Origin of the sequence: Amycolatopsis sp. NPDC021455, from assembly GCF_040640995.1 — a bacterium.
GTDB lineage: Bacteria > Actinomycetota > Actinomycetes > Mycobacteriales > Pseudonocardiaceae > Amycolatopsis.
The window spans coordinates 89075-114400 of sequence record NZ_JBFACT010000026.1 but is presented as its reverse complement, the minus strand read 5'-3'; the positions used below and the strand labels follow the sequence as shown (position 1 = coordinate 114400).

The following is a 25326-nucleotide window of genomic DNA, read 5'->3' as shown; positions in this document are numbered from 1 at the left end:
GGCTCTTTGTTGTTGCCAAGGCACGAGATCCCGGAAAGCCGTGAAGGCCTCCTTCCCGGCTCTTATGGCCGGGAAGGAGGCCTTCACGGCCTTGAAGCGTGCGGGAAGTCAGCGAGCCCGGCGGGCCAGGCGCTCCGGGTCCAGGATCAGCACGCTCTTGCCCTCGAGCCGCAGCCAGCCGCGGTGGGCGAAGTCGGCGAGCGCCTTGTTGACGGTCTCGCGGGAGGCGCCGACGTACTGGGCGATCTCCTCCTGCGTCAGGTCGTGCGTGACCCGCAGCAGGCCCGCCTCCTGGCTGCCGAACCGCTGCGCGAGCTGCAGCAGCGCCCGCGCCACGCGGCCCGGGACGTCGGTGAAGATCAGTTCCGCGACCATGTTGTTCGTCCGGCGCAGGCGGCGCGCGACCACGCGCAGCAGCTGCTCGGCGATCTCCGGGCGGGTCGAGATCCACTGCCGCAGGGCCGGGCGGTCCATGGTGACCGCGCGGACCTCGGTGACCGTGGTCGCGCTCGACGTCCGGGGGCCGGGGTCGAAGATGGACAGCTCGCCGAACATGTCGGACGGGCCGAAGATGCCCAGCAGGTTCTCGCGGCCGTCCGGGGACTTGCGGCCGATCTTCACCTTGCCGGACTGGATGATGTACAGCTTGTCGCCGGGTTCGCCCTCGTTGAAGATGACATGGCCGCGGGGGAACTCCACGGATTCCAAGGTCTGGGCCAGCGCCTCCGCCGCTGCCGGCTCAACACCCTGGAATATGCCCGCACGGGCCAGGGTTTCGTCCACCTCGGGTGCCTCCTCGTCGAGAAACGATCACGCTCCCCCTTGGCTGGAAGAGCGTGACGCCGATCACTTGCGCGTCAGTCTAGGGCGTACTCCCGAGATCGCTCGCCGGACTCGCGAACGGCGAAAACGATCTCGTTCGAACGTGGAGCCTAACTCCGCACGCGACGCGCGCGTAGCCTGGCTGCCCGTCCGCCCAGCCTACGCAGCCGGAACAGCTCCAGCGCACGGCCGATGCCGTGCCCGTAGAGCGCCCTGACCTCGTTGGGCTGCGCCTGCTCGAGGAACTCTTCGACCTCGTTCTCCTGCACCGCGACGTGCTTGAGCCTGCTCTCCACGCGCTCCATGAAGAGCGCGAAGAACATGATCACCAAGGGGACCAGGATGACGAACCAGACAGTCATGACCGGACCCCGAAACACTCGATGAAAAGCATCTACTCCAGATCCTCGCTCATGGCGGCCGGAAAACGCGCCGAGGTGGTGCTCTGGCGTGTCGGTCGTCCACCGGTGCAGTCACCGGCTCGTCCGACGGCGCCCGTAGGCTATCGGGGTGCCACCTGCCACCACGAACGCCCCCCGTGAGGGCGCTGGTGAAAGCCGGTTAGCTCTGGTGAGACGCGCCAGGCGGATGAAGCGTTGCTTGGACGACGTGTATCCGGACGCCCACTGCGAGCTCGACTTCACCACGCCGCTGGAACTGCTGGTCGCGGTCGTGTTGTCCGCGCAGACCACCGACGTCCGGGTGAACCTCGTCACGCCCGCGCTGTTCAAGCGCTACCGGACCGCCGCCGACTACGCGGGCGCCGACCGCGCCGAGCTGGAGGAGTACCTCCGCAGCACCGGCTTCTACCGGGCCAAGGCGAACTCCGTCATGGGCCTGGGCGCGGCGCTGGTCGAGCGGTTCGGGGGCGAGGTGCCGAACAAGCTCGAGGACCTCGTCACCCTGCCCGGCGTCGGCCGCAAGACGGCCAACGTCGTCCTCGGCAACGCCTTCGACGTCCCCGGCATCACCGTCGACACCCACTTCGGCCGGCTGGTCCGGCGCTGGGGCTGGACCACCGAAGAGGACCCGGTCAAGGTCGAGCACGCGATCGGCGAGCTGATCCCCCGCAAGGAGTGGACGATGCTCTCGCACCGGGTGATCTTCCACGGCCGGCGCGTCTGCCACGCCAAGAAGCCCGCCTGCGGCGCTTGCCCGCTGGCCAAGGACTGCCCGTCGTACGGCACCGGCCCGACCGGGTTCGAGGAAGCCGCGAAGCTGGTCAAAGGCGAGGAAAAGGACCACATCCTGGCGCTGGCGGCGCCCCGGTGACGAGAGTCACCAAGTGGGCACTGGCCGCCGCCGTGCTGGCGGTGGCGCTGATCGTCGCGCTGCTGCCGCGCGGCGGTGACGACACCGCCGCGAAGCCGTCCGGGGACCTCGGGCCCGCGCGGTCGGCAGCGGCGCTGCAGCCGTGTCCGGCCGTGGGCGCGGCGCAGCCGGTGAAGCAGCTCGAGGGCGTCACGGCGGACTGCCTCGGCGACGGCGTGAGCGTCGACGTCGGCAAGGCCCTCGGCGGTGCTCCGGCGCTGGTCAACGTGTGGGCGTCGTGGTGCGAGCCGTGCCGGACCGAGCTGCCCGTGCTCCAGGAGTACGCGAAGCAGCCGGGCGCGGTCCGCGTCCTCGGCGTCCAGGTGCAGAGCCCGGCGAAGGACGGCCTGGACCTGCTGGCCAAGCTGGGCGTGCACCTGCCGTCGGTGTACGACGGCAACGGGCGGACCGGTCCGGTCCGGACGGCCCTGAAGGTGCCTTCCTCGCTGCCGGCGTCGTACTTGGTCACCGCGTCCGGCGAGGTGCGGTTCATCGCGAATCCACGCTCGTTCGTGAACACTGACCAGGTGCGCGCGGCAGTCGAGGGGGCATCGTGATCGGACCACTGGTCGAACCCGAGTCGGTTCCCGAGTGGCTCCGGCCGCTGGTCAAGGTGAGCGGCGAGGTCGATTCGAAGACGTTCACGCGGTTCAGCCCGCCCGAAGACGCCTACACGCGGCCCGCCGCGGTGCTCATCCTCTTCGGCGAGCGCGAAGCCGACGGCGAACCGGACGTCCTCCTGCAGCGCCGCGCCGACACGCTGGGCTCGCACGCCGGGCAGGTCGCCTTCCCCGGCGGCGGCGCAGAGGACGGCGACGGTGGCCCGGTCGGCACCGCACTCCGCGAGGCCGAAGAAGAGACCGGGGTGGTCCCGTCCGGGGTCCGGCCGATCGCCGTGCTGCCCGAGCTGTTCGTCCCGGTGTCGAAGTTCGCCGTGACGCCGGTGCTGGCGCACTGGGAGACCCCGTCGCCGGTGCACGCGGTCGACCCGGCCGAGACGGCGTCCGTCGCGCGCGTCGCCATCGCCGACCTGGCCGACCCGGCCAACCGGTTCACGGTGCGGAAGAAGGGCATGCCCTGGAAGGGGCCCGCCTTCGAGGTCGACGGCCTGTTCGTCTGGGGGTTCACCGCCGGGTTGCTGTCGGTCCTCCTGAGCCTGGGAGGCTGGGAGCGCGAATGGGACTCGGGAGACGTCCGGGACCTCGACGAAGCGCTGGCCGCGTTCGATGCCCGGGTAAAGGAGTAACACGTGAACTGGGTCGATGTGCTGGTGCTGCTGCTGGCCGTGCTGGCGGCGGTGTCCGGCGCATACCAGGGCGTGATCATCGCGCTGCCGTCGCTCGTCGGCGTCGTGCTCGGCGCGGTCGCCGGCATCAAGCTCGCGCCGGTGGTGGTCGCGTTCTTCGACGACCCCGTCTGGAAGGTCGCCTTCGCGGTGGCGACCGTGGTCTTCCTGGTCGCCTTCGGTGAGGCGATCGGCGTCTACGTGGGCCGCCGGCTGCGGCAGAAGATCAACCCGGACAAGCTCTCCGGCATCGACAAGACGCTCGGCGCGGTCGTGCAGGCGCTGGTCGTGTTCGTGGTGGCGTGGCTGATCGCGACACCGCTGACGGCCGTGTCCGGCGCGCCGTGGCTGGCCAAGGCGATCAACAACTCGGTGGTGCTCGGCAAGGTCAACGACGCCATGCCGGAGGCCGCCCAGGGCTTCCCGAGCCAGCTGCGCAAGCTGCTCGACGCGTCCGGCTTCCCGTCGATCATGGACCCGTTCCAGAAGGCGCCGACGGCCGACACCTCGCCGCCGGACCCCGCGCTGCAGCGCAGCGGGATCGTCCAGCAGCTGCACGGCAGCGTGGTCAAGATCCGCGGCAGCGCCAGCTCGTGCTCGCGGTCGCTCGAAGGCAGCGGGTTCGTCATCTCGCCGCAGCGGGTGATGACGAACGCGCACGTCGTGGCCGGCACCGACACCGTCGGCATCGAGACGACCCAGGGCGACTTCCCGGCGCGGGTCGTCTACTTCGACCCGGAGGTCGACATCGCCGTGCTCGACGTGCCGCGGCTGCGGGCCCCGGCCCTGCAGTTCGCGCCGGAGACGGCCAAGGCGGGCGACAGCGCGATCGTCCTCGGCTACCCCCTCGACGGCCCGTACCGGGCGACGCCGGCCCGCGTGCGCGGCCGGATCAACCTGCGCGGCCCGGACATCTACGAGGCGAACACCGTGCAGCGGGACGTCTTCACGGTCCGTGCCGAGATCCGCAGCGGCAACTCCGGCGGCCCGATGGTGACCCCGGACGGCAAGGTCATCGGCGTCGTGTTCGGTGCGGCGGTGGAGGACCCGGAGACCGGCTTCACGCTGACGGCCGAGCAGGTGCGCGCCGAGGTGGACGCGGCCCCGTCGCAGACCGCGGACGTGTCGACCGGCTCCTGCGCCGCCTAACGCCCGAACCGCAGCGCGAGCCCGTCCAGCAGCGCCCGCATGCCGAGCTCGAAGATGTCGTCGAGCACCAGGTCGTAGCCGGTTTCGGTGAGGTCGGCGAGCATTCTGGCGAAGGTCGGGTGCCCGGTCGCCATCGCCGCCACCGCGGGGCCCTGGTGGTCCATCCAGTCCTCTTCGGTCAGCCCGGACGACGCCAGCGCGTTCTGCTCGCGCTCCAGGTGGACCGCCATGCCCTGGACGTGGCTGAAGAACAGGACGTGCAGATTGCACAGCGTCGCGGCGTCGACGCCGAGTTCGGACAGCGTGGACAGCGCCCACTCGCCGTGTGCCGCGAGGTTGCGCAGCGGCAGCGGCCGCGTGATCGGGCCGAGCTGCGCCAGCCACGGGTGGCGCCGGTAGAGCGACCAGAGCGTGCGGCCGCCGAGGGCCAGCCGTTCGCGCCAGTCGCCGGACGGCTTGGCCGGGTAGCCGCGCTCGCCGAACGCGGTGTCGGCCATGAGCAGCACCAGTTCGTCCCGGCCGCGCACGTACCGGTACGGCGCCATCGCCGCGACGCCGAGGCGGGCCGCGACCCCGCGCATGGACAGCGCGCCGAGCCCTTCGGCGTCGGCGATGGCGATGGCCGTCCGCACCAGCTGCTCGCGGGTCAGCCCCCGCCGCCCGCCGCGGTGGTCGCGGCCGGCGACGACCGTGCCCGACCGCGGCTCGGCGTGCACCAGGCCTTCCTGGCCCAGCAGGGCCAGCGCCTTCGCGGCCGTCGCCATCGCGACGCCGTGGTCGGTCGCGAGCCGCCGGGTCGACGGGACTCGCGCGCCCGGTGGCAGTTCGCCGCGCGCGATCCGGCCGCGCAGCTCTTCGGCGATGACGAGGTACTTCACTGACCTAGTACAGCATGCCATCTGTACTAGTACAGAATTGGCCTTCGAGCTGGGCAGACTCCACTTTGGTGCGCAACAGCGTACGACTCTGGAGGGAACATGCGAAACGTCCTCATCTCCGGCGCCGGTGTCGCCGGCGGCACCCTGGCCTGGTTCCTGGCGCGCCAGGGCTTCACCGTGACCGTGGTGGAGCGGGCACCCGGCCCGCGCACCGGCGGCCAGGCGATCGACGTGCGCGGCGCCGCGCTCGACGTCGTCGACCGGATGGGCCTCGGCGAGCGGATGCGCGCGCTGCGCACCCGGATGCGGGGAATGTCCATGGTGGACGGTGACGGCCACGAGCTGTTCCGGTCCGAGGAACGCACGTTCAGCAGCGGGCGGCTGGACAGCGACGACTTCGAAGTGCTGCGCGACGACGTCGTCGCGATCCTGCACGAGGCGACCGCGGGCGACGTCGAGTACGTCTTCGGCGACGCGATCACCGCGCTGACCGACGAACCGCACGGCGTGCGCGTCGAGTTCGAACACGGCGGCTTCCGGACGTTCGACCTGGTCGTCGGAGCCGACGGCCTGCACTCGGCGGTGCGCCGGCTGGCCTTCGGGCCGGAGGAGGACTTCGTCCGGCACCTCGGTCAGTACCTGGCGATCTTCCCGGCGCCGAACATCCTGGGCCTCGAGGACTGGCAGGTCTGGTTCCGGCACGAAGAGACCGGCGGGGTGGCCTACCCGGTGCGGGACAACACCGAGCTGCGCGTGACCCTCGGCTTCGGGTCCAAGCCGCTGCCGCGCCTGGCCGTCCCGGAGCAGAAGCGGCTGATCGCCGAGCGGCTCGCCGGGGTCGGCTGGGAGGTGCCGAAGCTGCTGGAAGCCATGGCCCAGGCCGACGTGTTCTACTTCGACGCCATGGCTCAGATCCACCTCGACCGCTGGTCGGCGGGCCGGATCACGCTGGTCGGCGACGCCGCCTACTGCGCGTCGGCGCTGTCCGGCCAGGGGACGAGTCTCGCGCTCGTCGGCGCGTACGTGCTGGCTCAGGAGCTGGGCCGCGCCAGCCATGAAGAAGCCTTCGCGGCCTACGAGACGCGGATGCGGCCGTTCGTGGCGCTCAACCAGGCGCTCGCCACGGAGAACCCCGAGGGCCCGGCGTCGGACGAGTCGGTCGAGCGGGCGAAGAACGCCATCAGTCTCGCTTGAGGAAGTTCACCAGGGTCGCCGACGTGCGGTCCGGCACCTCGAGGTGGGGGAAGTGCCCGACACCGGTCCAGAGCTCCGGCTCGGTGTGCGGGCCCGCCCAGCGCACCGACGACGTCGCCGTTTCGGGCAGGATGCAGGTGTCGTCGGCGCCGTGCAGCTGCAGGGTCGGCGCCGCGATCCGGCCGCCGACGGCGTCGGTGAACCGGCGGCCTTCGCCGCGGAACTGGGCGCGGAAGGCCCACCGGTAGTACTCGAGCGCGCTGTGCGCGACGCCGGGCACGAGCATCGCCTGCCGGAACGCCTCGACGCTCTCGGCGAAGTCCGGAGTGGACCGCCAGCGGCGGCCGGCCCAGCCGCCGAACAGGTCCTCGACGGCCTTCGCGTCCTCCTTGACCAGCCACTTCTCCGGGGCCATCGGCACCTGGAAGCGGAGCAGGTGCCCGGCCGCGCGGCCCTGCCCGCGCCACGGGCGGACCGACGAGCGGAGGGCAAGGGGATGGGCGGCGCCGATCGCCGTCACCGACGACACGAGCCGCGGGTGCAGGGCGGCGACCGTCCAGGCGAGCATGCCGCCCCACGCGTGCCCGACGAGGTGCGCGCGCCGTGCCCCGAGCGACTTGATCAGCCCGCCGACGTCACCGGCCAGCGTCCACGCGTCGTAGCCGCGGGGCGGCTTGTCCGAGTCGCCGTAGCCGCGCAGGTCGACGGCGACCGCGCGGAAGCCGGCTTCGGCCAGCGCCCGCAGCTGGTGATGCCAGGTCCACCAGAACTCGGCGAACCCGTGCAGCAGCACCACCACGGGTCCGTCGCCGAGCTCGGCGACGTGCAGGCGGATGCCGTTCGCGGACACGTCGCGGTGGACCCACGGGCCGTCGAGCCGGACGATCGACGGGTCGGGGGACGCGTGCAACGACTCAGTCGCGCGTGGTCGTCAAGTCGGCTTCGGGCGCGCGCTGCGGCTTGAGCGCGGCGGCGGTCTCCTTGACGCTGGCGATCGTCCGCTCGGGAGCCTTGAACTTCTTCACCTTGCGGTAGCCGAGGAAGCCGGCGATCCCGGCGACCAGCAGCATGAGCCCGAAGACGGCGGCGAACGCCGCCGAGCGGATCCCCCACCACTCCGCCAGGCCTTCGGCACCGGCGAAGAAGACGAAGAACGTGCTGTACAGGACGACGGTCAGCGCGATCAGGAAGTAGACGGCCCCCTTGAGGCCCTTCTTCACCTCGCCGACCAGTTCGGCCTTCGCCAGCTCCATCTCCGCCCTGACCAGGGTCGAGATGTGCTGGGTCGCGTCGCCGACCAGGCGGCCGATCGACTGGTCGCCGGGGACGTCGGTGGCGGAGGACAGCGGGAGGTAAGGCACGGCCCCCACGCCGTCGGGACCGGTGCGTTCGTGTTTGGGGCTGCTCACCGGGTCATCGTGCCATGTGTCCATTTACCGGGCGCGGCGGACTCACAGTGTGTCGGAGATTCGCGCATGAACCTTGCTACGACGGAGTAGCAAGGCCGCCGCCAGCAGGGACGCCGTCGCCGACGCGAGCAGCACCGCCGCCTTCGCGGATTCGCTTGCCTCCGCGGGCAACGCCAGCTCCGCGATCAGCAGGCTGACGGTGAACCCGACGCCGCCGAGCACGGACAACGCGGCCATGTCCCGCCAGCTCATCCCGCGCGGCTTCTCGGCCGCGCGCAGCTTCACGGCCAGCACGCTCGCGCCGAGGATGCCGACGACCTTGCCGCCGAGCAGCCCGGCGAGCACAGCCAGCGGCAACGCCGTCGTGAAGACCGCGTCCAGCGCGTCGCCGTCGATCGAGATCCCGGCCGCGAACAGCGCGAACACCGGTACGGCGACGGCGGCCGACCACGGCTGGAGCCGGTGTTCGAGCCGCAGTGCCGGCGCTTCGGCCTCGCCTTCGTCGGCGCGGACGCGGGTGAGCAGGCCCAGCGCGACGCCGGCGATCGTCGCGTGGATGCCCGCCGAGTGCACCGCGATCCAGGTGACCAGCGCCAGGGGCACATACAGCCACGGCGTCCGGACCCGGCGGTGCTGCAGGAACGCGTACAGCGCGAGCGCCACGACGGCGACGGCCACCGCGACCGGGTCGAAACCCGTCGTGAACAGCACGGCGATGACGATGATCGCGCCGAGGTCGTCCACCACCGCCAGCGACAGCAGGAAGACCCGCGCGCTCGAGGGCAGGTTCGACGCGGTCAGCGCGAGGACGCCGAGGGCGAACGCGATGTCCGTGGCGACCGGAATCGCCCAGGCCCGGTCGATCCCCGGCGTTCCCCAGCCGACGGCCAGCGCGACGAGCGCGGGCACCACCATGCCGCCGATCGCGGCGACGACCGGCAGCACCGCCTGCTTGAAGCGCGACAGCTCGCCGACGACGAGTTCGCGCTTGAGCTCGAGCCCGGCGACGAAGAAGAACAGGGCGAGAAGGCCGTCCTTCGCCCAGTCGTCGAGCGTCAGGCTCAGGTGGAGGAACTCCGGGCCGAGCCGGACCTCGCGCAGGGCGTGGTAGCTGTCCCGCAGCGGCGAGTTGGCCCAGAGAAGCGCGACCGCGGTCGCGCCGAGCAGGATCAACCCGCCGGTGGTTTCGGTGCGCAGGTAGCGGGCGAACTCGGTCAGAGGACGGGACACGGGCGGCTCCGGGGTCGCTGATCACTGTCGCCGACCAGGCTTCCCGGCACACCTTGACGTTATTTTAACTCCCCTTTGTCACGGGCCGTCATGACCGCTGTCACACGTCGTGCCGGTGTTGAGTAACACGGTGTGCTCATAGCATGCCAAAGGACAACGAAGGTCCTGGACAAAGGAAGACGAGTTGTGAGCACCTCAACCGAGGTCCAGCAGGACACGAGGTTCTTCGGGCACCCACGAGGACTGGCGAACCTCTTCGGCGTCGAGATGTGGGAGCGGTTCTCCTACTACGGGATGCTCGGCATCCTGCCGATCTACCTCTACTACAAGGTGGAGCAGGGCGGCCTGGGCCTGGCGCAGGAGTCCGCACTCGGCATCGTCGGCGCGTACGGCGGCCTGGTGTACCTCTCCGCCGTCGTCGGCGCGTGGGTCGCCGACCGCCTGCTCGGCTCGGAACGCACGCTGTTCTACAGCGCCGTGCTGATCATGATCGGCCACATCAGCCTGGCTCTGCTGCCGGGCCTGGCCGGCATCGGCGTCGGCCTGGTGTGCGTCGCGGTCGGCAGCGGCGGGCTGAAGTCCAACGCGACGGCGATCGTCGGCACGCTCTACGCCGAAGGCGACGAGCGGCGCGACGCGGGCTTCACGATCTTCTACATGGGCGTCAACCTCGGTGGGTTCGTCGGCCCGCTGCTGACCGGCATCGCGCAGACCGAGGTCGGCTTCCACCTCGGGTTCGGTCTCGCGGCGATCGGCATGGCCCTCGGCCTGACCCAGTACACGTTCGGCCGCAAGAACCTCGGCGACAAGGCGAAGGAGGTGCCGAACCCGCTGCCGGCGTCCCAGCGCGCGCTGGCGATCGGTGCCGCCGTCGTGCTGGTGGCCGCGATCGTGACGCTGGTCGTCACCGGTGTCGTCAACCCGGGCAACCTCGCCGACGTCGTCGTGTGGGCGGTCGGCGTGATCTCGGTGGTCTACTTCCTCGTCATCCTGACCAGCGGCAAGATCACCGCCGTCGAGCGCAGCCGGGTGCTGTCGTTCATGCCGATGTTCATCGCCAGCGCGGTGTTCTTCTCGCTGTACCAGCAGCAGTTCACGGTCGTCGCGGCCTACACCGACCAGCGGCTGGACCGGAGCCTGTTCGGCTGGGAGATGCCGGTGTCCTGGGTCAGCTCGATCAACCCGGTGTTCATCATCGTCTTCGCCCCGATCCTCGCGGCGCTGTGGACGAAGCTCGGCGAGCGGCAGCCGTCGACGCCGATGAAGTTCGTCCTCGGCACGGTGCTGATGGGCGCGGCGTTCCTGCTGTTCCTGCCGATGGTGGGCAGCGGCAAGAACGCGAGCCCGCTGCTGGCGATCGTCGGCATCCTGTTCGTGTTCACGATCGCCGAGCTGTGCCTCTCGCCGGTCGGGCTGTCGCTGTCGACGAAGCTCGCACCGGAGGCCTTCCGCACGCAGATGGTGGCGCTGAACTTCCTGTCGATCTCGTTCGGCACCGCGATGTCCGGCAAGCTCGCCGAGTACTACTCCGTCGACGACGAAGCGCCGTACTTCAGCACGGTCGGCTTGGTCGCCATCGGCGTCGGGATCCTGCTGTTCCTGGGCATCCCCTTCATCCGCAGGCTGATGAAGGGCGTGCACTAGCTAGCCGACGGTGACCCCGAAGATCACCCCGACGAAGTACGTCACGACCATGGTGAGCGCGCCGACGCCGACGTTCCGGACGATCGCGCGCCCCACGTTCGCGTCGCCGAGCCTCGCGCTGATCCACCCGGTCAGCGTGAGGCCGACGACGACCGCGGCGGCGCACGCCCACACCCGCAGGGAGACGCCGGCCCAGGCGATCGAGAGGATGGGCAGCAGCGCACCGACCGAGAAGGCGAGCAGCGACGCCCACGCGGCCTGCCACGGGCTGGTCAGGTTGTCCGGATCGATGCCCAGCTCGGCCTCGGCATGCGCCTGCAGCGCGTCCTTTTCGGTCAGTTCGCGGGCGACCTGGCTCGCCAGTTCCGGCGAAAGGCCCTTGTCCTCGTAGATCTCGGCGAGTTCGCGCTCCTCGGCCTCCGGCATGGTCTTGAGTTCCTGCTTTTCGAGCCGGAGCAAGGCCTGTTCGGTGTCGCGTTGGGTGCTCACGGAGACGTATTCCCCACCGGCCATGGAAAAGGCGCCGGCGACGAGCCCGGCGATTCCGGCGGTGAGGATAGCCGTGCTTTCGGTGGTCGCCCCGGCCACGCCGACGACGATCCCGGCGACCGACACGATCCCGTCGTTCGCCCCGAGAACCCCGGCCCGCAGCCAGTTCAGCTTGCCGCCCACGCCCTGGTGCGGTTCGTGCGCGTGGTCCACGGCGTCCCCATCGATCGTTTCGGTCACCAGGACAGTGAAACATGAATGAGGAATCGTGGCGAGACCTGTCATTTCACTCAGGGGCGCCTAAATAACACATGCCTTACCTAAGCCGGTCCTCTGTGGACTCTCACTGGTTTCGCGTCATGATGGACGGCATGGAAGAGCCCACCCGTGATGACGTGCGGAAGCAGCTCCAAGATCTCGTCGCGGGGACACTGACTCCGGGCGAAGCATCCGATTGGGCGAGCCCGTGGGTCACCGAAGAAGCGGGCGAGGTCCAGGATGAACTGGTCTGGGACGCGCTCCAGAACCTGTGGGGCGCGGACATGCTCGTCGCCCCGGGCGAGTACCTGTATGGCCCGCTCGACTTCCGGGCCTGGCTGGCCGGCTTCGAAGCACGGCTGAAGCCCTGAAAAGCGGAAACGCCCGGCCCCGCCGAGCGGGTCCGGGCGCTTCCTGGAATGAAGCTCAGACGTCCAGCTCGGCGAGGGCCTGCTTGGCCTTCTCGAGCTCGGCTTCCAGCGCGGCGACCTTCGCGGCCTGCGCTTCGCGGGCCTGGTTGATCACCTCGTCGATCGGGCCGGACAGCTCGGCGTGCAGCTCCTTCGCCGCCCGCGAGACCGCGGCGGCGGGGATCTCCAGGCCCTTCGCGACCCACTTGCTGCCGTTCTTGAGCTCGGCCTGCCACTCGCCGTCGGCGGTGCCGGTGACCGTCAGGATCAGCTCGACCGTGCGGGTCTTCTTCGCCGTCGACGCCGTCGCCGCGCCCTTCGGGCGGCCGCGCTTCGGCTTGGGGGCCTCTTCCTCGGCGGCCGGTTCAGCCGGCTCCTCCGAAGGGGAGGCCGGGGACGCGGACTCGGTGACGGTCGCCTCGTCAGTGGTCACAGCCGGGGCTTCGGCCGTTTCCTCGTCGTGCGTCAGGACATCCACGGTCATCGTCGTGTCGTCTCCTTGCCCGGGAAGTGGGTGTGGTTCGCGGCACAGCGTAGAACATGCGTTCGAGCCGCGCCACTGGGGGTCATGACAGAGCCCTCCCGGCGCGAAGCCGGAAGGGCTCTGACGGGGCGTAACGCTAGCTCACTCCTCGGACTTGCCCGACTGCAGGCCCGACGAGATCAGGTCCATCACCGACGAGTCGGCCAGCGTGGTGACGTCGCCGACCTGCCGGTTCTCCGCGACGTCGCGCAGCAGGCGGCGCATGATCTTGCCCGAGCGCGTCTTCGGCAGCTCCGGCACGACCATGATCTGCCGCGGCTTCGCGATCGGCCCGATCTCCTTCGCGACGTGGTTGCGCAGCTCCTGGACCGCCTCCTCGCCGCCGTCGACGGCGTTGCCGCGCAGGATGACGAACGCGACGATGCCCTGGCCGGTCGTCGGGTCGGTCGCGCCGACGACCGCGGCCTCGGCCACCGTCGGGTGCGAGACCAGCGCCGACTCGACCTCGGTCGTCGAGATGCGGTGGCCGGACACGTTCATCACGTCGTCGACGCGGCCCAGCAGCCAGACGTCGCCGTCGTTGTCGTACTTCGCGCCGTCGCCGGCGAAGTAGAAGCCCTGGTCCTTGAACCGCGACCAGTACGTCTCGCGGTAGCGCTCCTCGTCGCCCCAGATGCCACGCAGCATCGACGGCCACGGCTTGTCGAGGACGAGGTAGCCGCCACCGCCGTGGCCGACCTCCGTGCCGGTGTCGTCGACGACCTTCGCGGAGACGCCCGGCAGCGCCTTCTGGGCCGAGCCCGGCTTGGTCGAGGTGACGCCCGGCAGCGGCGAGATCATGATCGCGCCGGTCTCGGTCTGCCACCACGTGTCGACGATCGGCGTCTTGCCCGCGCCGATGTTCTCGCGGTACCAGATCCACGCCTCGGGGTTGATCGGCTCGCCGACCGAACCCAGCACGCGCAGCGACGACAGGTCGTACTTCTCGGGGATCTCCGCGCCCCACTTCATGAACGTGCGGATCAGCGTGGGCGCGGTGTAGTAGATGGAGACCTTGTACTTCTGGATGATCTCCCAGTGCCGCCCCTCGTGCGGGGTGTTCGGCGTGCCTTCGTAGACGACCTGCGTGACGCGGTTGGCGAGCGGACCGTAGACGATGTAGCTGTGGCCGGTGATCCAGCCGATGTCCGCGGTGCACCAGTAGACGTCTTCGCCTGCCTTGTGGTCGAACACGTTGTGGTGCGTGTACGCCGTCTGCGTCAGGTAGCCGCCGGAGGTGTGCAGGATGCCCTTCGGCTTCCCGGTCGTCCCGGACGTGTAGAGGATGAACAGCGGGTGCTCGCTGTCGAACGCCTCGGGAGTGTGCTCTTCGGACTGTCCGTCCACGAGCTCGTGCCACCAGAGGTCGCGGCCGTCGGTCCACGGCACGTCGCCCTCGAGCTGGTCGCCCGTGCGCTTGACGACGATGACCTTCTCGACGGTCTCGGCGCCTTCGAGCGCTTCGTCGACGTTGGCCTTCATCGGCGCGGCCTTGCCGCGGCGGAACTGGCCGTCGGACGTGATGACGAGCTTCGCGGCGGCGTCGTCGACGCGGGCCCGCAGCGCCGTCGGCGAGAAGCCGCCGAAGACGACGCTGTGCAGCGCGCCGATCCGCGCGCACGCCAGCATCGCGAAGATGGCCTCGGGGACCATCTGCAGCTGGATCGCGACGACGTCGCCCGCGCCGACGCCCAGCGACGCGAGTGCGTTGGCGGCCTTGGAAACTTCGGTCTTCAGCTCGGCGTAGGTGATGTCCCGGGTGTCGCCCGGCTCGCCGACCCAGTGGATGGCGACCTGGTCGCCGTGGCCGGACTCGACGTGCCGGTCGACGCAGTTGTACGCGACGTTCAGCTTGCCGCCCACGAACCACTTCGCGAACGGCGCATTGGTCCAGTCCAGTACCGTGGTCCACTTCGTGTCCCACGTCAGCCGCTCGGCCTGCTTCGCCCAGAACGCTTCGCGATCGGCGTCCGCCTCGGCGTAGAGGTCGGCCTTCGCATTGGCCTGAGCAGCGAAATCTTCGCTGGGCGGAAAGGTGCGGCTCTCGGTGAGCAGGTTGTCCAGGGCTGGGGACTGCTCGGTCATGGTGCAAGGCCTCCTGTAGTGCGCCGAAACGACGGCTAGCGGCACGCTAGCGACGTTAGTCCGCCTTGTAAAAGGTTGCACCCACGTTGCCCTGCCGGTTCACCGTGGCAGGCGAGCCGCGGTGACTAAGCGTTCGTTCAGCCGGGCCTTCGCGGCGGGCCACTCCGGCGCCAGCATCGAATAGGTGACGGTGTCGCGCGAGGAGCCGTCCGGCCGGATCCGGTGCGCGCGCAGCACGCCTTCGCGAAGCGCGCCAAGTCGTTCGATGGCGCGTTGCGAGCGCAGGTTGCGGATGTCGGTCTCCCAGGCGACCCGTTGCGCGCCAAGGGCTTCGAACGCGTACGTCAGCAGGAGCAGCTTCGACTCGGTGTTCAGCCCGGTGCGCTGCCAGTCCGCGCCGATCCACGTGTGCCCGATCGACAGGATGCGGTGCTTCTCGACGACCTGGTAGTACGACGTCGTCCCGGCGACGCGGCCGGAGACGGCGTCGATCTGCGCGAAGGGCTGCCGGTCGGGGTCGGCGAGCGCCTGCTCGACCAGCCGCTCGGCGGCGGGAAGATCCACCGGCTGCCGGCTGCTCAGCCATGCCCAGATGCCGGGGTCGGCACCGGCTTCGAGCAGGCCCTTGGCGTGCTCGAGGGTCAACGGCTCCAGGCGGACGTGCTCGCCGGACAGGATCGGGAGGGTGCTCCAGTCGCTCACGTGACCACCGTAAAGCGGCTAATGGCTGCCTCGGATAGCCAATTTTCGAGCATCTTCAGAGGCCACTTCGCCGTTGCCTATGCTCGGCGGACCACGACGAAGGGCGAGATCGATGGCCGAAGAGCGGGAAGAGCTGAGCTGGGAGCTGTTCGGCACGGCGAGCCGTGAACTGGCTCACACCATCGCCGGCGACGGCTTCGCGCCGGACCTCATCCTCTCCATCGCCCGTGGCGGCCTCTTCGTCGCCGGCGCGCTCGGCTACGCGCTCGACGTGAAGAACCTGCACGTGATGAACGTCGAGTTCTACACCGGCGTCGACCAGCGCCTCGACCTGCCGGTGATGCTGCCACCGGTGCCCAACGTCGTCGACCTGACGAGCAAGAAGGTGCTGATCGCCGACGACGTCGCCGACACCGGCGCCACGCTCAAGCTGGTCCGGGACTACTGCCTCGACCACGTCGCCGAGGTGCGCTCGGCGGTCGTCTACGAGAAGCCGCACTCGACGGTCAAGTGCGAGTACGTCTGGCGGCACACCGAAAAGTGGATCAACTTCCCGTGGTCGGTGCTGCCGCCCGTGGTCGCCCGTGAAGGCCAGGTGCTCGATGCCTGATCCGCTGAAGCCCCTGCTCGACCTCGAAGGCGTCGCGGCGGCGGCGAAGTCCGCGCAGGACGCCGTCTTCGCGGTCCACCGCCTCCCGGCCAACCTCCGCGGCGGCGCGGCGACCGCGGCGGAGGCGTCGGTGCGCGCCGCGCGCGCGTCCGCCGGCATCGAGGGCGCGAACCCCGAACTGCCCGCCGACGGCGCGGTCGCCGACCCGGTCCTCGCGGGCGCGCTGCGCGTCGCGGAGACCCTCGAATCGATCCTCCCGACGTGGCGCCGCGCGCCGATGCAAGCGTTGGCGCGCCTGCACGTCCTGGCCGCGGCCGACCTCGTCGACGACCCGGATGCGTTGGGGCGCCCGCATTCCGGCGGTGGCCGTCTCGAACTGCTCGCCCAGCTGGTGACCGGAGCGACGTCGGTCCCGGGCCCGGTCCTGACGGCCGTGGTGCACGGGGAGCTGTTGGCGCTCAAGCCGTTCGGCAGCGCGGACGGCGTCGTCGCGCGGGCGGCCGCGCGGCTCACGATGGTCGCTTCCGGTTTGGACCCGAAGTCCTTGAGCGTGCCCGAAGTCGCGTTCTTCCGGCGTGTCCCGAAATACCTCGAAGCCGCGGAAGGCTTCGCGAGCGGGACGCCCGAAGGGGTCCGCGCTTGGCTGCTCTTCTGCTGCGAGGCGTTCGAAGCCGGAGCGCGCGAAGCGAAGAGCATTTCGGACGCGGCTTCCTGAGCTTCCGGGTGGAGCCGATCTCCACCCGGACTACGGCGCACGCGGCAGGTGCGAGCCGGCCGGAGTTCCTAACGTCGCTCCGTGAAAGCGACACCGCGGTTGCGGGTCGTCGAACCGGAACGGGGATCTCATGCGTAATCTGCGCGGTTTCTTGCCGTGGGTCGTGTTCTCGCTGGTGTTCGCGGCGGGCTGGCAGTGGGCCGCGTGTGCGGCCCTGCTCGTCGCCTTGGTGCTGCTCGTCGCCGGCCGCCGGGCGGGTCTGGGCCTCGACGCGCAGATACTCGACGTCGGCATGGTCAGCTTCTTCGGCATCCTGTCCGTTCTGGCGCTTTCGGACCCCGGCTCACCCCTGCGGGCTTGGGCGAGCCCGCTGGGTTCGGCCTGGCTCGCCGCGACCGCGGCGATCAGCCTGGCGATCGGCCGCCCGTTCACCCATGGCATCGCCCGGTCCCGCGTTCCCGCCGAGGTCGCCCGTTCGGCGGCCTTCCTGCGGACGAACCAGGTGATCACCGCCATCTGGACCGCGGGGTTCGCCGTCGCCGCGGTGGCCGGCGGGATCTGCGTAGCCGCGCACGGCGGTCCGGCGCTCCAGACGCTCGGCCCGATCGTCGGCTACGGAGGAGCAGGTGTGGCGACGTGGCGCTACTCCGTCCGGGCCCGCAGCCGCCGGATCGCATCGCCACCCGAACTACGGTCCTCGACTCACGAAATCGCCCGCTGATCTTCCCAACCTGACGATCGTCGTCGAAAGCAACAGGAGGTGGGATCGGTGCTGAGCGGTCCTGTGCAGATTGTCGTGATCATCGCCGCCATCGGGTACGTCCTGGTCCGGCGGCTGCTGGGCGAGCCGGTCCAGGCGAAGCGGATGCTGGTGCTGCCCGCGGTGCTGTGCCTGGTGGGGTTCGCGCACCTCACCGAGGTCCCGCAGACGGCGACCTCGGTGGTGTTCCTCATCGTGACGGCCGGGGCCGGCGCGGCCATCGGCCTGGGCCGCGGCCTCACCGTCGAGGTGTCCGAACGGGACGGCGTGGCGTTCCTCCGGTACACCGCTCTCACGGTCGGCCTGTGGGTGGTCAACATCGCCGTCAAGTTCGGCGGTGGGTTCCTGCTGGACGCGATCGATCCGGCGGCGGAGAAGGCGAGCAGCAGCGGGTTGATGCTCACGCTCGGCATCGGGATCCTCGTCGAGGGCTTGGTGGTGCTGGCCAAGGCGGCGAGGTCGGGCAGCCACGTCGACTGGACGATCCGCTCGTCGCCCGTCGCGGATAATCGCTCCCGATGAATGCGAGCACAACGCCGACGGCGCCTCCCGCCACACCGCGGGCGGCGCCGCGGTTCGCCGACGAGCTGATCCGGCCGTTCTCGGCCGTCACGATCGCGGCGATCACTCTCGTCCAGCTGGTCGAACGGCCGCCGGCGAAGTTCGACGGCCTGGTGTGGGTGCTGACGCTCGTGGTGATCGCCGCCTGCGTCACACCGGCGTTGCCGTGGCTGGTCCTGCCCGAGAAGCACCTGCGCGTCCTGCTGCTGACGACGGCGATCGCCGGCCCTGTCCTCGCCGTGTTCGCGCCGCACACCGTCGCGATCGCGTTCGCGTACGTCAATTCCGCCGTCGCCGGGGAGCGGCTGGCCTCACGCCGGGCCGCTTTCGCGGTGGCCGTGGTGACCACCGCGGTCGCGGTCGTGGCCGCGCTGTGGTTGCCGCCCGCGCTGCACCTGGACGCCGGCCCACCCTGGTGGACGAGCTTCACCGTCGGTCTTCCGCTGTCCATCGGGCTCGGCAGGCAAGACCGGGCCAAGGCCGTCGCCATGGCCGAATACGCCGCGGGCGAGAGCAGGCGGGCGGCCGCGCTGGAAGAGCGCGGCCGGATCGCCCGGGAGATCCACGACGTGCTCGGCCACGCCCTCTCCGGGATCACCATGCAGCTGGACATGGCCGAGGCGCTGCAGTCCGCGGGGCGCGCGGACGAGGCGAACAAGGCGGTCCGCCGGGCCAGGGCACTCGCGGCTTCGGGCATGGGCGAGACCCGCCGGGCGGTCCACGCCCTGAGGGAGGACACCCTGCCCCTGCCCGAGACGATCGTCCGGATGGCCGAGGCCGCCGGGGCGCGGTGCGAGGTGCGTGGTGAGATGGGCACCCTGAGGGTGGAAACCACGCAGACGGTGATCCGGACGGCGCAGGAGGCGATCACGAACGCCCACCGGCACGCCCCCGGGGGTGCGGTGCGGCTGCTCCTCGAGCTGGGTGACGAGACCGTCCGGCTCGTGGTGGCCGACAGCGGACCTGCGGACGACGCCGTTCCCGGCTCGGCCGCGGGAAGCGGGATGGGACTGGTGGGAATGCGCGAGCGGGCCGGCCTGGCCGGCGGCACACTGTACGCCGGACCGGATGGGGAGCACGGCTGGGTCGTGCGGCTGGAGCTGCCGCGATGACCGCGATCCGGCTCCTGATCGCCGACGACCAGGCCGCGGTGCGCGAGGCTCTCGCGGTCATGCTCGACCTCGACCCCGGGATCGACGTCGTCGCCGCTGTCGCCGACGGCGACCAAGCCGTGGCGGCCGCCCGCGAGCACGCTCCCGACGTCGTCCTCATGGATCTCGACATGCCGAAGATGGGCGGGATCGAAGCCACCGGCGCGTTGCTGTCCGAGCACCCCGGCCTGCGGGTCGTCGTGCTCACCACGTTCGAGGACGACGAATCGATCCTCGCCGTCCTGCGCGCCGGGGCCAGGGGGTACCTGACGAAGGACGCCGGCCGCACGCGGATCGTCGAGGCGGTACGCAGCGCCCACTCGGGGCACTCGGTGCTCGATCCGGCGGTGCAGGCCCGGCTGCTGGCGCTCGCTTCGCGCAAGCCGGCGGCCGAACCGGTCACGCCGGTGCCGCTGACCGCGCGCGAGCGGGAGGTCCTCGAGCTGATCGGCCAGGGGCTGACCAACACCGAGATCGCCCGGCAGCTGTTCATCAGCGAGGCCACGGTGAAGACCCACATCAACAACCTGTTCGCCAAGGCGGACCTCCATTCGCGCGCGGACGCGGTGCGGCTGGCGCTCACCATCACGTCCTGAGTGGACAGTCCACTTCGGACGGGTTTACTGGGGACAGAGCACGATCTTGCCGTGGGTGTGCCGCCTTTCCAGCTCGCGGAAGGCGTCCCGGACCCGCTCCAGGGGATAGGTGCGGGCGATCGGTACCTCGAGCTGTCCGCGCGCGGCGAGGCGGGCCAGTTCGCCGACCACGACCGCACAGGCCGCCGCGCCTTCGCCGTCGGTGCGGGCGCCGACCCGCGCCGCGGCCGCCCAGTCGCGGATCGTGTCGATCCGCCCGGGCCGCACGCCCAGCTCGATCGCCAGATCGACGTAACCCTCGCCGAACGTGTCGATGAACGCGTCGACCTTCCCGCCGGCGGCCTGCCGGATCCGCTCGGCCACCCCGGCCCCGTACTCGACCGGGATGACGCCGTGACCGGCCAGCCAGGCGTGGTTCCGTTCGCTCGCCAGCCCGATCACCGTCGCGCCGCGCCGCCGGGCCAGCTGCACGGCGAGGGAACCGACGCCGCCGGCCGCGCCGGACACGACGACCGTGTCGCCCGGTTCGAGGTCGATCGCGAAGACCGTGGCGTACGCGGTCGTGCCCGCCACGTACAACGACCCGGCCACCTCCCAGGGCAGGCCCTTCGGCCGCGGGGTCAGCCGGACGTCGTCGACGACGACGAACTCCGCGTGGCTCGCCCGCTCGTGGGTGAAGCCGAGGACTTCGTCGCCCACCGCGACGCCGCGCACCTCCGGCCCGGCCTCGACGACGACGCCGGCCAGGTCGCTGCCCTGCCCGGAGGGGAACGTCGCCGGCCAGCGCCCGTGCCGCGCGCCCTGGCGGATCATCGTCTCGCCGGGCTGGATCCCGGCCGCGCGGACCTCGACCAGCACCTGCCCGGGACCGGGCACCGGGCGCGCCACCTCCTCGACCCGCAGGACGTCGATCCCGCCGTACTCGTGGAACCGCACCGCCTTCATCGCGTGCTCCTTTCGTCCCCTCGACCGTCCCGCGTCGCGGCCGGCCCGGGAACGGAGCGGTTTGCCTAGGACCGGCGGTCCGAGGCTGCGCCCGGCGGACGGTGCTATCCATGGACGCATGGGAATGCAGCGCGCCGACCTCGCCGGCTTCCTGCGCCGGTCCCGCGAACGGCTGACCCCGCGGGACGTCGGCCTGGTCGAGGGGCCACGCCGGCGTACGCCGGGCCTGCGCCGCGAGGAGGTCGCCGCGCTCGCCGGGATGTCGCCCGACTACTACATGCGGCTCGAGCAGGCCAGGAGCCCGCAACCGTCGGGGCAATTGCTGGCCGCGCTGGCGCGTGCCCTGCGGTTGACCGAGGACGAGCGTGACCACCTGTACCTGCTCGCCGGGCACCGCCCGCCGGAGGGCGCGCGGGCGGGCGAGCACCTGCGGCCGGGCCTGCTGTACCTGCTCGACCGGCTCGACGGCGTCCCGGTCCAGGTGCTGAGCGACCTGGGTGACGTGCTGGCGCAGAACGACCTGGCGCTGGCGTTGTTCGGCTGCGTCTGCTCGGTGGCCGCCGACGACCGCAACGTCGTGCTGCGCTGGTTCACCGAGCCGGCCGTGCGGGACCACTTCGCGGCCGAGGAGCACGACGAGCGCGGCCGGGAGCTGGTCGCCGACCTGCGTGCCGCGGTGGCGCACCGGGGGAACGACACGGCGTCTCGAGCCCTGGTCACGCGGCTGCGCACGGCCAGCGCCGAGTTCGCGGCGCTGTGGGACCGGCACGAGGTCGCGGTCCGCCGGGCCCACCGCTACCGGCTGGTGCATCCCGAGCTCGGCACGATCGAGTTCGACTGCGAAGTGCTGGCGACGCCCGCGACGGACCAGCGGCTGCGGATCTTCACCCCGCCGCCCGGCGGCACCGACGCCCTGGGCCTGCTGCGCGTCCTCGGACCGCAGCACCGGTGCGTCACCGGTACGAAGGTCGTGAGCTAAGCGAGGACCGCGTCCAGCAGACCGGGAAACCGCGCCTGCACGTCGTCGCGGCGTAGTTCGACCCAGCGCGTCCGGCCTTCGACGAACGTCGTCGTCAAACCGGCTTCGCGCAATACGCGCCAGTGGTGCGAGAGCGTCGGTGCGGTGATGTCAAGGTCGTACTCGCCGAGCGCGCAACTGCGCGGCTCGGTGACCTTCGCCAGTTCGCGCACCAGTTCCAGGCGCACGGGGTCGGCGAGCGCCTGCAGCACCGGCACGATCTCGATCGCCTCGCGCGCGGGCTGGGGCAGCGTCCGGGCCACGGCTTTCCCTTCGACTATTTGACAACGATCGAAGTATATCTCCATCATGGCCCCATGACGATTCGACGATCATCTAATGATCGGCTGGGGGTCCTGCTCGTCCTCGCGATGGGCACGTTCACGGTCGGCACCGACGGGTTCGTGCTCAACGGCCTGCTGCCCGTCATCGCCGCCGACCTGCACGTGACGGAGTCCGTCGCGGGCCAGCTGACCACGGTCTTCGCCCTGACCTACGCGGTCGCGTCGCCGCTCATCGCCGCGTTCACCGGCGGCTGGGACCGCCGGTGGCTGCTGGCCGGCGGCATGGCGCTGTTCACCATCGGCATGGCCGGGCAGGCGCTCGGCACGTCGTTCGAGGTGGTCGCCCTGGCACGGCTGCTCGCCGCGATCGGGGCCGCCGCCTTCCAGTCCACGGCCTACGTCCTCGCCGGCGCGCTCTCGTCCGAGGAACGCCGTGGCCGCGCGCTGGCGACGGTCGCGGCCGGGATGAGCGTGTCGATGGTGCTCGGCGTCCCGATCGGCGTGCTGGCCGGGAACTGGTTCGGCTGGCGCGCGGTGATGTGGGGGATCGGGGTGGCCGCGGTCGTCGTCGCGGTGCTGATCCCGATCCTCCCCGAGGTCCGCGTGCCCGCGGCGGGACTGCGCACGCGGCTCGCGGTGCTCGGCCGGCCGCCGGTCGTGCGGGTGCTGCTGGTGACGGTGTTCGGCACGATCGCCGCCTTCACCGTGTTCGTCTACCTGCCGGTGCTGGTCGCGCCGGTCGCCAGCGGAGCGACGCTGTCGTGGGTGCTGGTGGGCTCCGGCGCCGGGCAGGTCGCCGGGACGGCGGTCGCGGGCCGCGCCACCGACCGGCTCGGCCCGGCGAAGGTCCGCGCGCTTTCCCTGGTGGGCACCGCGGTCGTCCTGGCGGCGATCGACGTGGCGGTGCTGTCCCTGCCGGGTGTCCTGCTGCTCGCGCTTCTCTCCGGCGTCTTCGGCGGCATGCTGATGGTGCCGCAGCAGCACCGGCTCTTCACGGTCGCGCCGGACGTCGCCACCGTCGCGCTGGGGCTGAACGGTTCGGCGATCTACGTCGGCGGCGCGCTGGGCTCGGCTCTGGGCGGAGCGGTTCTCGCCGGCGCCGGGCCGTCGTGGGTCGGGCCGGTCGCCGCGCTCGCCTCCGTCACGGCGCTCGCCCTGAGCGTCACGACAGCTTCGCCGACCACTTCTCCTCGATCCGCCCGAACCGCCACACCGCCAGCGCGATGACCCAGGTCAGCACGAACAGCCCGACGATCCCGAAGCCGACGTAGTCGAGGTTCACCGACGCGATCGCGGCCAGCGGACCCGACGTGATGTCCAGCTCCTCGGCCAGGATCGACACCAGCTCGATGGTCCCGACGACCAGCGCCACCGCGATCGACAGCGCGGTCACCGTGATGTTGTAGAAGATCTTGCGCACCGGCTTCGCGAACGCCCAGCCGTAGGCGAAGTTCATGAAGCAGCCGTCCACGGTGTCGAACAGGGTCATCCCGGCGGCGAACAGGACGGGCAGCACGAGGATCGCGTACCACGGCAGCGCGAACGTTGCGGCGCCCGCGGCCAGCACGAGCAGCCCGATTTCGGTCGCGGTGTCGAAGCCCAGCCCGAACAGCAGCCCGACCGGGTAGATGTGCCACGGCTTGCGCACGGCCTTCGTCGCGCCGCGCAGCAACCGGTTCAGCACGCCGCGGTTGTCCAGCTGGCGTTCGAGCGCGGCTTCGTCGAATTCGCCGTGCCGCATCCTTTTGAAGACGCGCAGGATCCCGACGAGCACCACGAGGTTCAAGATCGCGATCACGTACAGGAACACGCCGGAGACCGACGTCCCGATCAGGCCGGTGGCTTCGTGCAACGCCGAGGAGTCGTTCTCGACCTGGCCGGCCAGCGCGCGGACGCCGAGGGAGAGCAGGAGGCACAGCGCGAAGACGACCGTCGAGTGCCCGAGCGAGAACCAGAACCCGACCGACAGCGGCCGCCGTCCGTCGGCCATCAGCTTGCGTGTGGTGCCGTCGATCGCGGCGATGTGATCGGCGTCGAACGCGTGCCGCATGCCCAGCGTGAACGCCGTGACGCCGAGGCCGATCCCGAACACGCCGGACGTGCCGAGCGCGTAGTGGTGCGGTGCGACGAACGCCGTGAGCACGCCCCAGCCCACGACGTTCAGCAGCAGGACGAACCCGGCCATCCCGCCGATCGACACCCACTCGCGACGCGACAGCCCGCGCCGCGAGTCCTCGCTCGTGTCCCTCACATCTGAGAGGTTAGACAGATGAACAGATGAAGGCCAGTGACAGCCGGGGCTTCGCCCCGGGCCGGGGGCTCCGCCACCGGAGCCCCCAAAAGCTGCTAGCTTGCCCGAACTCGGACCAGGTCCAGCGCCTTGCGCACGTGCCCGCCGGACGCGTGCAAAGCCTTCGCCGCGCTCTTGACGTCCTCGCCGGACAGCAGGTGCACCAGCGCCACCTTGAGGTCGCCCCCGGCCTCGGTGAGCGCGTCCGAGCAGTCCGCCATCGTCATGCCGGTGGCTTCCTGCAGGATCCGGATGGTCCGGCCGCGCAGCTTCGCGTTGGTGGCCCGCATGCTGACCATCAGGTTCGAGTAGGTCCGGCCCAGCTTGATCATCGTCGCCGTGGAGAACGACGTCAGGATCATCTTCTGCGCCGTGCCCGCCTTCATCCGGGTCGAGCCGGCGATCGCCTCGGGACCGGTGTCGACGGCGATGAGCACGTCCACCCCGGCCGGCTTGGCGGCCTTGGGGTTGCCCGAAACCAGCCCGGTCCGGGCACCGACGCGCGAAGCCGCGGCCAGCGAACCCAGCACGTACGGCGTCCTGCCCGACGCCGTCAGCCCGAGCACGAAGTCACCCGGCTGCACCATGGCGGCCATCTCGGCGGCACCCGCCGCCGAGTCGTCCTCCGCGTTTTCGACGGCCTGACGCAACGCGCGCTCGCCGCCGGCGTGATGCGCGATGAACCAGTCGCCCGGCACGTTGAACGTCGGCACCAGCTCGGCCGCGTCCAGGGTGGCCAGGCGCCCCGACGTGCCCGCGCCGACGTAGTGCACCCGGCCCCCGGCCCGCAGGGCGTCCACCGCGTAGTCCACCGCGCGCGCCACTTGGGGCAGCACCGCGGCGACGGCGCCGGGGACCGTGCGGTCCTCGGCGTTGATCGCGCCCAGGATCCCCGCGGTGGACATCAGGTCGATGTCCGTGGTGCGGGGATTGCGGGTCTCGGTCGGCGAATCGACGTGCACCGCTTGCACGGGGACGGTCATCATGCGCCTCACATTGTCGTCGGT

The 25326-nt window shown here is 70.8% G+C and carries 29 protein-coding genes; 15 read left to right on the top strand and 14 right to left on the bottom strand.

The window, feature by feature from the left end:
• Positions 1–108: 108 nt before the first annotated feature.
• Positions 109–783, bottom strand: a complete 675-nt coding sequence (locus tag AB0G28_RS26760; RefSeq protein WP_003081747.1) for a Crp/Fnr family transcriptional regulator — start codon at positions 781–783, stop codon at positions 109–111.
• A gap of 149 nt (positions 784–932) precedes the next feature.
• Positions 933–1184: a hypothetical protein gene (locus AB0G28_RS26755; RefSeq protein ID WP_013230551.1), complete on the bottom strand. Its 252-nt coding sequence runs from the start codon at positions 1182–1184 to the stop codon at positions 933–935.
• A gap of 226 nt (positions 1185–1410) precedes the next feature.
• On the opposite strand from AB0G28_RS26755, the gene nth reads away from it, so the two are divergent.
• From nth to AB0G28_RS26735, 4 genes are read left to right on the top strand one after another with little or no spacing between them, the layout of a single operon-like run.
• Positions 1411–2094: an endonuclease III gene (gene nth, locus AB0G28_RS26750; protein WP_361094440.1), complete on the top strand. Its 684-nt coding sequence runs from the start codon at positions 1411–1413 to the stop codon at positions 2092–2094.
• On the top strand, positions 2091–2690 hold the full coding sequence (locus AB0G28_RS26745) for a TlpA disulfide reductase family protein (protein ID WP_361094437.1): 600 nt from the start codon (positions 2091–2093) through the stop codon (positions 2688–2690). Before nth ends, AB0G28_RS26745 begins: the two co-directional genes overlap by 4 nt.
• Positions 2687–3379, top strand: a complete 693-nt coding sequence (locus AB0G28_RS26740) for a CoA pyrophosphatase (RefSeq protein ID WP_361094434.1) — start codon at positions 2687–2689, stop codon at positions 3377–3379. Before AB0G28_RS26745 ends, AB0G28_RS26740 begins: the two co-directional genes overlap by 4 nt.
• 3 nt (positions 3380–3382) lie before the next feature.
• Positions 3383–4567: a MarP family serine protease gene (locus AB0G28_RS26735; protein WP_361094431.1), complete on the top strand. Its 1185-nt coding sequence runs from the start codon at positions 3383–3385 to the stop codon at positions 4565–4567.
• Here the strand turns inward: AB0G28_RS26735 and AB0G28_RS26730 are convergent.
• On the bottom strand, positions 4564–5445 hold the full coding sequence (locus AB0G28_RS26730; protein ID WP_361094428.1) for a GntR family transcriptional regulator: 882 nt from the start codon (positions 5443–5445) through the stop codon (positions 4564–4566). The genes AB0G28_RS26735 and AB0G28_RS26730 overlap by 4 nt on opposite strands.
• A 99-nt stretch (positions 5446–5544) precedes the next feature.
• Here AB0G28_RS26730 and AB0G28_RS26725 point away from each other — a divergent pair, with 99 nt between their 5' ends.
• Complete coding sequence (locus tag AB0G28_RS26725) at positions 5545–6639, top strand: FAD-dependent monooxygenase (protein WP_361094425.1); 1095 nt, start codon at positions 5545–5547, stop codon at positions 6637–6639.
• Here the strand turns inward: AB0G28_RS26725 and AB0G28_RS26720 are convergent.
• Genes AB0G28_RS26720 through nhaA form a run of 3 tightly spaced genes read right to left on the bottom strand, consistent with a single transcriptional unit; the run spans position 6626 to position 9278 of the window.
• The gene (locus AB0G28_RS26720; RefSeq protein ID WP_361094422.1) at positions 6626–7549 is read right to left on the bottom strand and encodes an alpha/beta hydrolase; all 924 of its coding nucleotides are present in this window, start codon (positions 7547–7549) and stop codon (positions 6626–6628) included. The genes AB0G28_RS26725 and AB0G28_RS26720 overlap by 14 nt on opposite strands.
• A 4-nt stretch (positions 7550–7553) precedes the next feature.
• Positions 7554–8048 carry a phage holin family protein gene (locus AB0G28_RS26715; protein WP_361094419.1) on the bottom strand — a complete coding sequence of 165 codons (495 nt, stop codon included), beginning with the start codon at positions 8046–8048 and terminating at the stop codon, positions 7554–7556.
• Between the two features lie 42 nt (positions 8049–8090).
• Positions 8091–9278, bottom strand: coding sequence for a Na+/H+ antiporter NhaA (nhaA, locus tag AB0G28_RS26710; RefSeq protein ID WP_361094416.1), 1188 nt, complete (start codon positions 9276–9278; stop codon positions 8091–8093).
• A gap of 186 nt (positions 9279–9464) precedes the next feature.
• On the opposite strand from nhaA, the gene AB0G28_RS26705 reads away from it, so the two are divergent.
• The gene (locus tag AB0G28_RS26705; RefSeq protein WP_361094413.1) at positions 9465–10922 is read left to right on the top strand and encodes a peptide MFS transporter; all 1458 of its coding nucleotides are present in this window, start codon (positions 9465–9467) and stop codon (positions 10920–10922) included.
• On the opposite strand, the gene AB0G28_RS26700 is transcribed toward AB0G28_RS26705, so the two are convergent.
• Positions 10923–11651 carry a VIT family protein gene (locus AB0G28_RS26700; RefSeq protein WP_361094410.1) on the bottom strand — a complete coding sequence of 243 codons (729 nt, stop codon included), beginning with the start codon at positions 11649–11651 and terminating at the stop codon, positions 10923–10925. It abuts the gene before it with no gap.
• 131 nt (positions 11652–11782) lie between these two features.
• On the opposite strand from AB0G28_RS26700, the gene AB0G28_RS26695 reads away from it, so the two are divergent.
• Entirely contained in the window at positions 11783–12040 is a 258-nt protein-coding gene (locus AB0G28_RS26695; RefSeq protein ID WP_361094407.1) for a hypothetical protein, read from the top strand.
• Between the two features lie 55 nt (positions 12041–12095).
• Here the strand turns inward: AB0G28_RS26695 and AB0G28_RS26690 are convergent, their stop codons facing one another.
• From AB0G28_RS26690 to AB0G28_RS26680, 3 genes are all read right to left on the bottom strand, one after another.
• Positions 12096–12563 carry a DUF6319 family protein gene (locus tag AB0G28_RS26690; protein ID WP_361094404.1) on the bottom strand — a complete coding sequence of 156 codons (468 nt, stop codon included), beginning with the start codon at positions 12561–12563 and terminating at the stop codon, positions 12096–12098.
• 141 nt (positions 12564–12704) lie between these two features.
• Complete coding sequence (gene acs, locus AB0G28_RS26685) at positions 12705–14687, bottom strand: acetate--CoA ligase (protein WP_361094401.1); 1983 nt, start codon at positions 14685–14687, stop codon at positions 12705–12707.
• 99 nt (positions 14688–14786) lie between these two features.
• Positions 14787–15389 carry a GNAT family protein gene (locus tag AB0G28_RS26680; protein ID WP_361094398.1) on the bottom strand — a complete coding sequence of 201 codons (603 nt, stop codon included), beginning with the start codon at positions 15387–15389 and terminating at the stop codon, positions 14787–14789.
• A gap of 112 nt (positions 15390–15501) precedes the next feature.
• On the opposite strand from AB0G28_RS26680, the gene AB0G28_RS26675 reads away from it, so the two are divergent.
• From AB0G28_RS26675 to AB0G28_RS26650, 6 genes are all read left to right on the top strand, one after another.
• Positions 15502–15999 carry a phosphoribosyltransferase gene (locus tag AB0G28_RS26675; protein ID WP_361094395.1) on the top strand — a complete coding sequence of 166 codons (498 nt, stop codon included), beginning with the start codon at positions 15502–15504 and terminating at the stop codon, positions 15997–15999.
• Complete coding sequence (locus AB0G28_RS26670; RefSeq protein WP_361094392.1) at positions 15992–16714, top strand: oxidoreductase; 723 nt, start codon at positions 15992–15994, stop codon at positions 16712–16714. The genes AB0G28_RS26675 and AB0G28_RS26670 overlap by 8 nt, the downstream gene beginning before the upstream one ends.
• Positions 16715–16844: 130 nt before the next feature.
• The gene (locus AB0G28_RS26665) at positions 16845–17435 is read left to right on the top strand and encodes a hypothetical protein (protein WP_361094389.1); all 591 of its coding nucleotides are present in this window, start codon (positions 16845–16847) and stop codon (positions 17433–17435) included.
• A gap of 48 nt (positions 17436–17483) precedes the next feature.
• Positions 17484–17996: a DUF1453 domain-containing protein gene (locus AB0G28_RS26660; protein WP_361094386.1), complete on the top strand. Its 513-nt coding sequence runs from the start codon at positions 17484–17486 to the stop codon at positions 17994–17996.
• Positions 17993–19147: a histidine kinase gene (locus AB0G28_RS26655; RefSeq protein WP_361094383.1), complete on the top strand. Its 1155-nt coding sequence runs from the start codon at positions 17993–17995 to the stop codon at positions 19145–19147. Before AB0G28_RS26660 ends, AB0G28_RS26655 begins: the two co-directional genes overlap by 4 nt.
• Positions 19144–19782: a response regulator transcription factor gene (locus AB0G28_RS26650; RefSeq protein WP_361094380.1), complete on the top strand. Its 639-nt coding sequence runs from the start codon at positions 19144–19146 to the stop codon at positions 19780–19782. Before AB0G28_RS26655 ends, AB0G28_RS26650 begins: the two co-directional genes overlap by 4 nt.
• Positions 19783–19806: 24 nt before the next feature.
• Here AB0G28_RS26650 and AB0G28_RS26645 read toward each other — a convergent pair whose 3' ends face one another.
• Entirely contained in the window at positions 19807–20727 is a 921-nt protein-coding gene (locus AB0G28_RS26645; protein WP_361094378.1) for an NADP-dependent oxidoreductase, read from the bottom strand.
• Positions 20728–20845: 118 nt separating this feature from the next.
• Here AB0G28_RS26645 and AB0G28_RS26640 point away from each other — a divergent pair, with 118 nt between their 5' ends.
• Positions 20846–21706 (top strand): helix-turn-helix transcriptional regulator, encoded by an 861-nt coding sequence (locus AB0G28_RS26640; protein WP_361094375.1) that lies wholly within the window; start codon positions 20846–20848, stop codon positions 21704–21706.
• On the opposite strand, the gene AB0G28_RS26635 is transcribed toward AB0G28_RS26640, so the two are convergent.
• Positions 21703–22008, bottom strand: a complete 306-nt coding sequence (locus AB0G28_RS26635; protein ID WP_361094372.1) for a helix-turn-helix transcriptional regulator — start codon at positions 22006–22008, stop codon at positions 21703–21705. The genes AB0G28_RS26640 and AB0G28_RS26635 overlap by 4 nt on opposite strands.
• A gap of 54 nt (positions 22009–22062) precedes the next feature.
• Between AB0G28_RS26635 and AB0G28_RS26630 the strand changes: the two genes are divergently transcribed.
• Positions 22063–23256, top strand: coding sequence for an MFS transporter (locus AB0G28_RS26630; protein ID WP_361094369.1), 1194 nt, complete (start codon positions 22063–22065; stop codon positions 23254–23256).
• Here the strand turns inward: AB0G28_RS26630 and AB0G28_RS26625 are convergent.
• Positions 23192–24214 (bottom strand): HoxN/HupN/NixA family nickel/cobalt transporter, encoded by a 1023-nt coding sequence (locus AB0G28_RS26625; protein ID WP_361094461.1) that lies wholly within the window; start codon positions 24212–24214, stop codon positions 23192–23194. The genes AB0G28_RS26630 and AB0G28_RS26625 overlap by 65 nt on opposite strands.
• 161 nt (positions 24215–24375) lie before the next feature.
• Entirely contained in the window at positions 24376–25305 is a 930-nt protein-coding gene (locus tag AB0G28_RS26620; protein WP_361094365.1) for an N-acetylmuramic acid 6-phosphate etherase, read from the bottom strand.
• Positions 25306–25326 lie beyond the last annotated feature (21 nt).

Bases quoted from the DNA above. Each gene is read 5' to 3' on its own strand.
- AB0G28_RS26755 (WP_013230551.1), bottom strand. From the start codon at position 1,184: ATGACTGTCTGGTTCGTCATCCTGGTCCCCTTGGTGATCATGTTCTTC.
- nth (WP_361094440.1), top strand. From the start codon at position 1,411: ATGAAGCGTTGCTTGGACGACGTGTATCCGGACGCCCACTGCGAGCTC.
- AB0G28_RS26725 (WP_361094425.1), top strand. From the start codon at position 5,545: ATGCGAAACGTCCTCATCTCCGGCGCCGGTGTCGCCGGCGGCACCCTG.
- AB0G28_RS26695 (WP_361094407.1), top strand. From the start codon at position 11,783: ATGGAAGAGCCCACCCGTGATGACGTGCGGAAGCAGCTCCAAGATCTC.
- AB0G28_RS26690 (WP_361094404.1), bottom strand. From the start codon at position 12,563: ATGACCGTGGATGTCCTGACGCACGACGAGGAAACGGCCGAAGCCCCG.
- acs (WP_361094401.1), bottom strand. From the start codon at position 14,687: ATGACCGAGCAGTCCCCAGCCCTGGACAACCTGCTCACCGAGAGCCGC.
- AB0G28_RS26675 (WP_361094395.1), top strand. From the start codon at position 15,502: ATGGCCGAAGAGCGGGAAGAGCTGAGCTGGGAGCTGTTCGGCACGGCG.
- AB0G28_RS26670 (WP_361094392.1), top strand. From the start codon at position 15,992: ATGCCTGATCCGCTGAAGCCCCTGCTCGACCTCGAAGGCGTCGCGGCG.
- AB0G28_RS26665 (WP_361094389.1), top strand. From the start codon at position 16,845: ATGCGTAATCTGCGCGGTTTCTTGCCGTGGGTCGTGTTCTCGCTGGTG.
- AB0G28_RS26655 (WP_361094383.1), top strand. From the start codon at position 17,993: ATGAATGCGAGCACAACGCCGACGGCGCCTCCCGCCACACCGCGGGCG.
- AB0G28_RS26650 (WP_361094380.1), top strand. From the start codon at position 19,144: ATGACCGCGATCCGGCTCCTGATCGCCGACGACCAGGCCGCGGTGCGC.
- AB0G28_RS26645 (WP_361094378.1), bottom strand. From the start codon at position 20,727: ATGAAGGCGGTGCGGTTCCACGAGTACGGCGGGATCGACGTCCTGCGG.
- AB0G28_RS26640 (WP_361094375.1), top strand. From the start codon at position 20,846: ATGGGAATGCAGCGCGCCGACCTCGCCGGCTTCCTGCGCCGGTCCCGC.
- AB0G28_RS26630 (WP_361094369.1), top strand. From the start codon at position 22,063: ATGACGATTCGACGATCATCTAATGATCGGCTGGGGGTCCTGCTCGTC.
- AB0G28_RS26625 (WP_361094461.1), bottom strand. From the start codon at position 24,214: ATGGCCGGGTTCGTCCTGCTGCTGAACGTCGTGGGCTGGGGCGTGCTC.
- AB0G28_RS26620 (WP_361094365.1), bottom strand. From the start codon at position 25,305: ATGATGACCGTCCCCGTGCAAGCGGTGCACGTCGATTCGCCGACCGAG.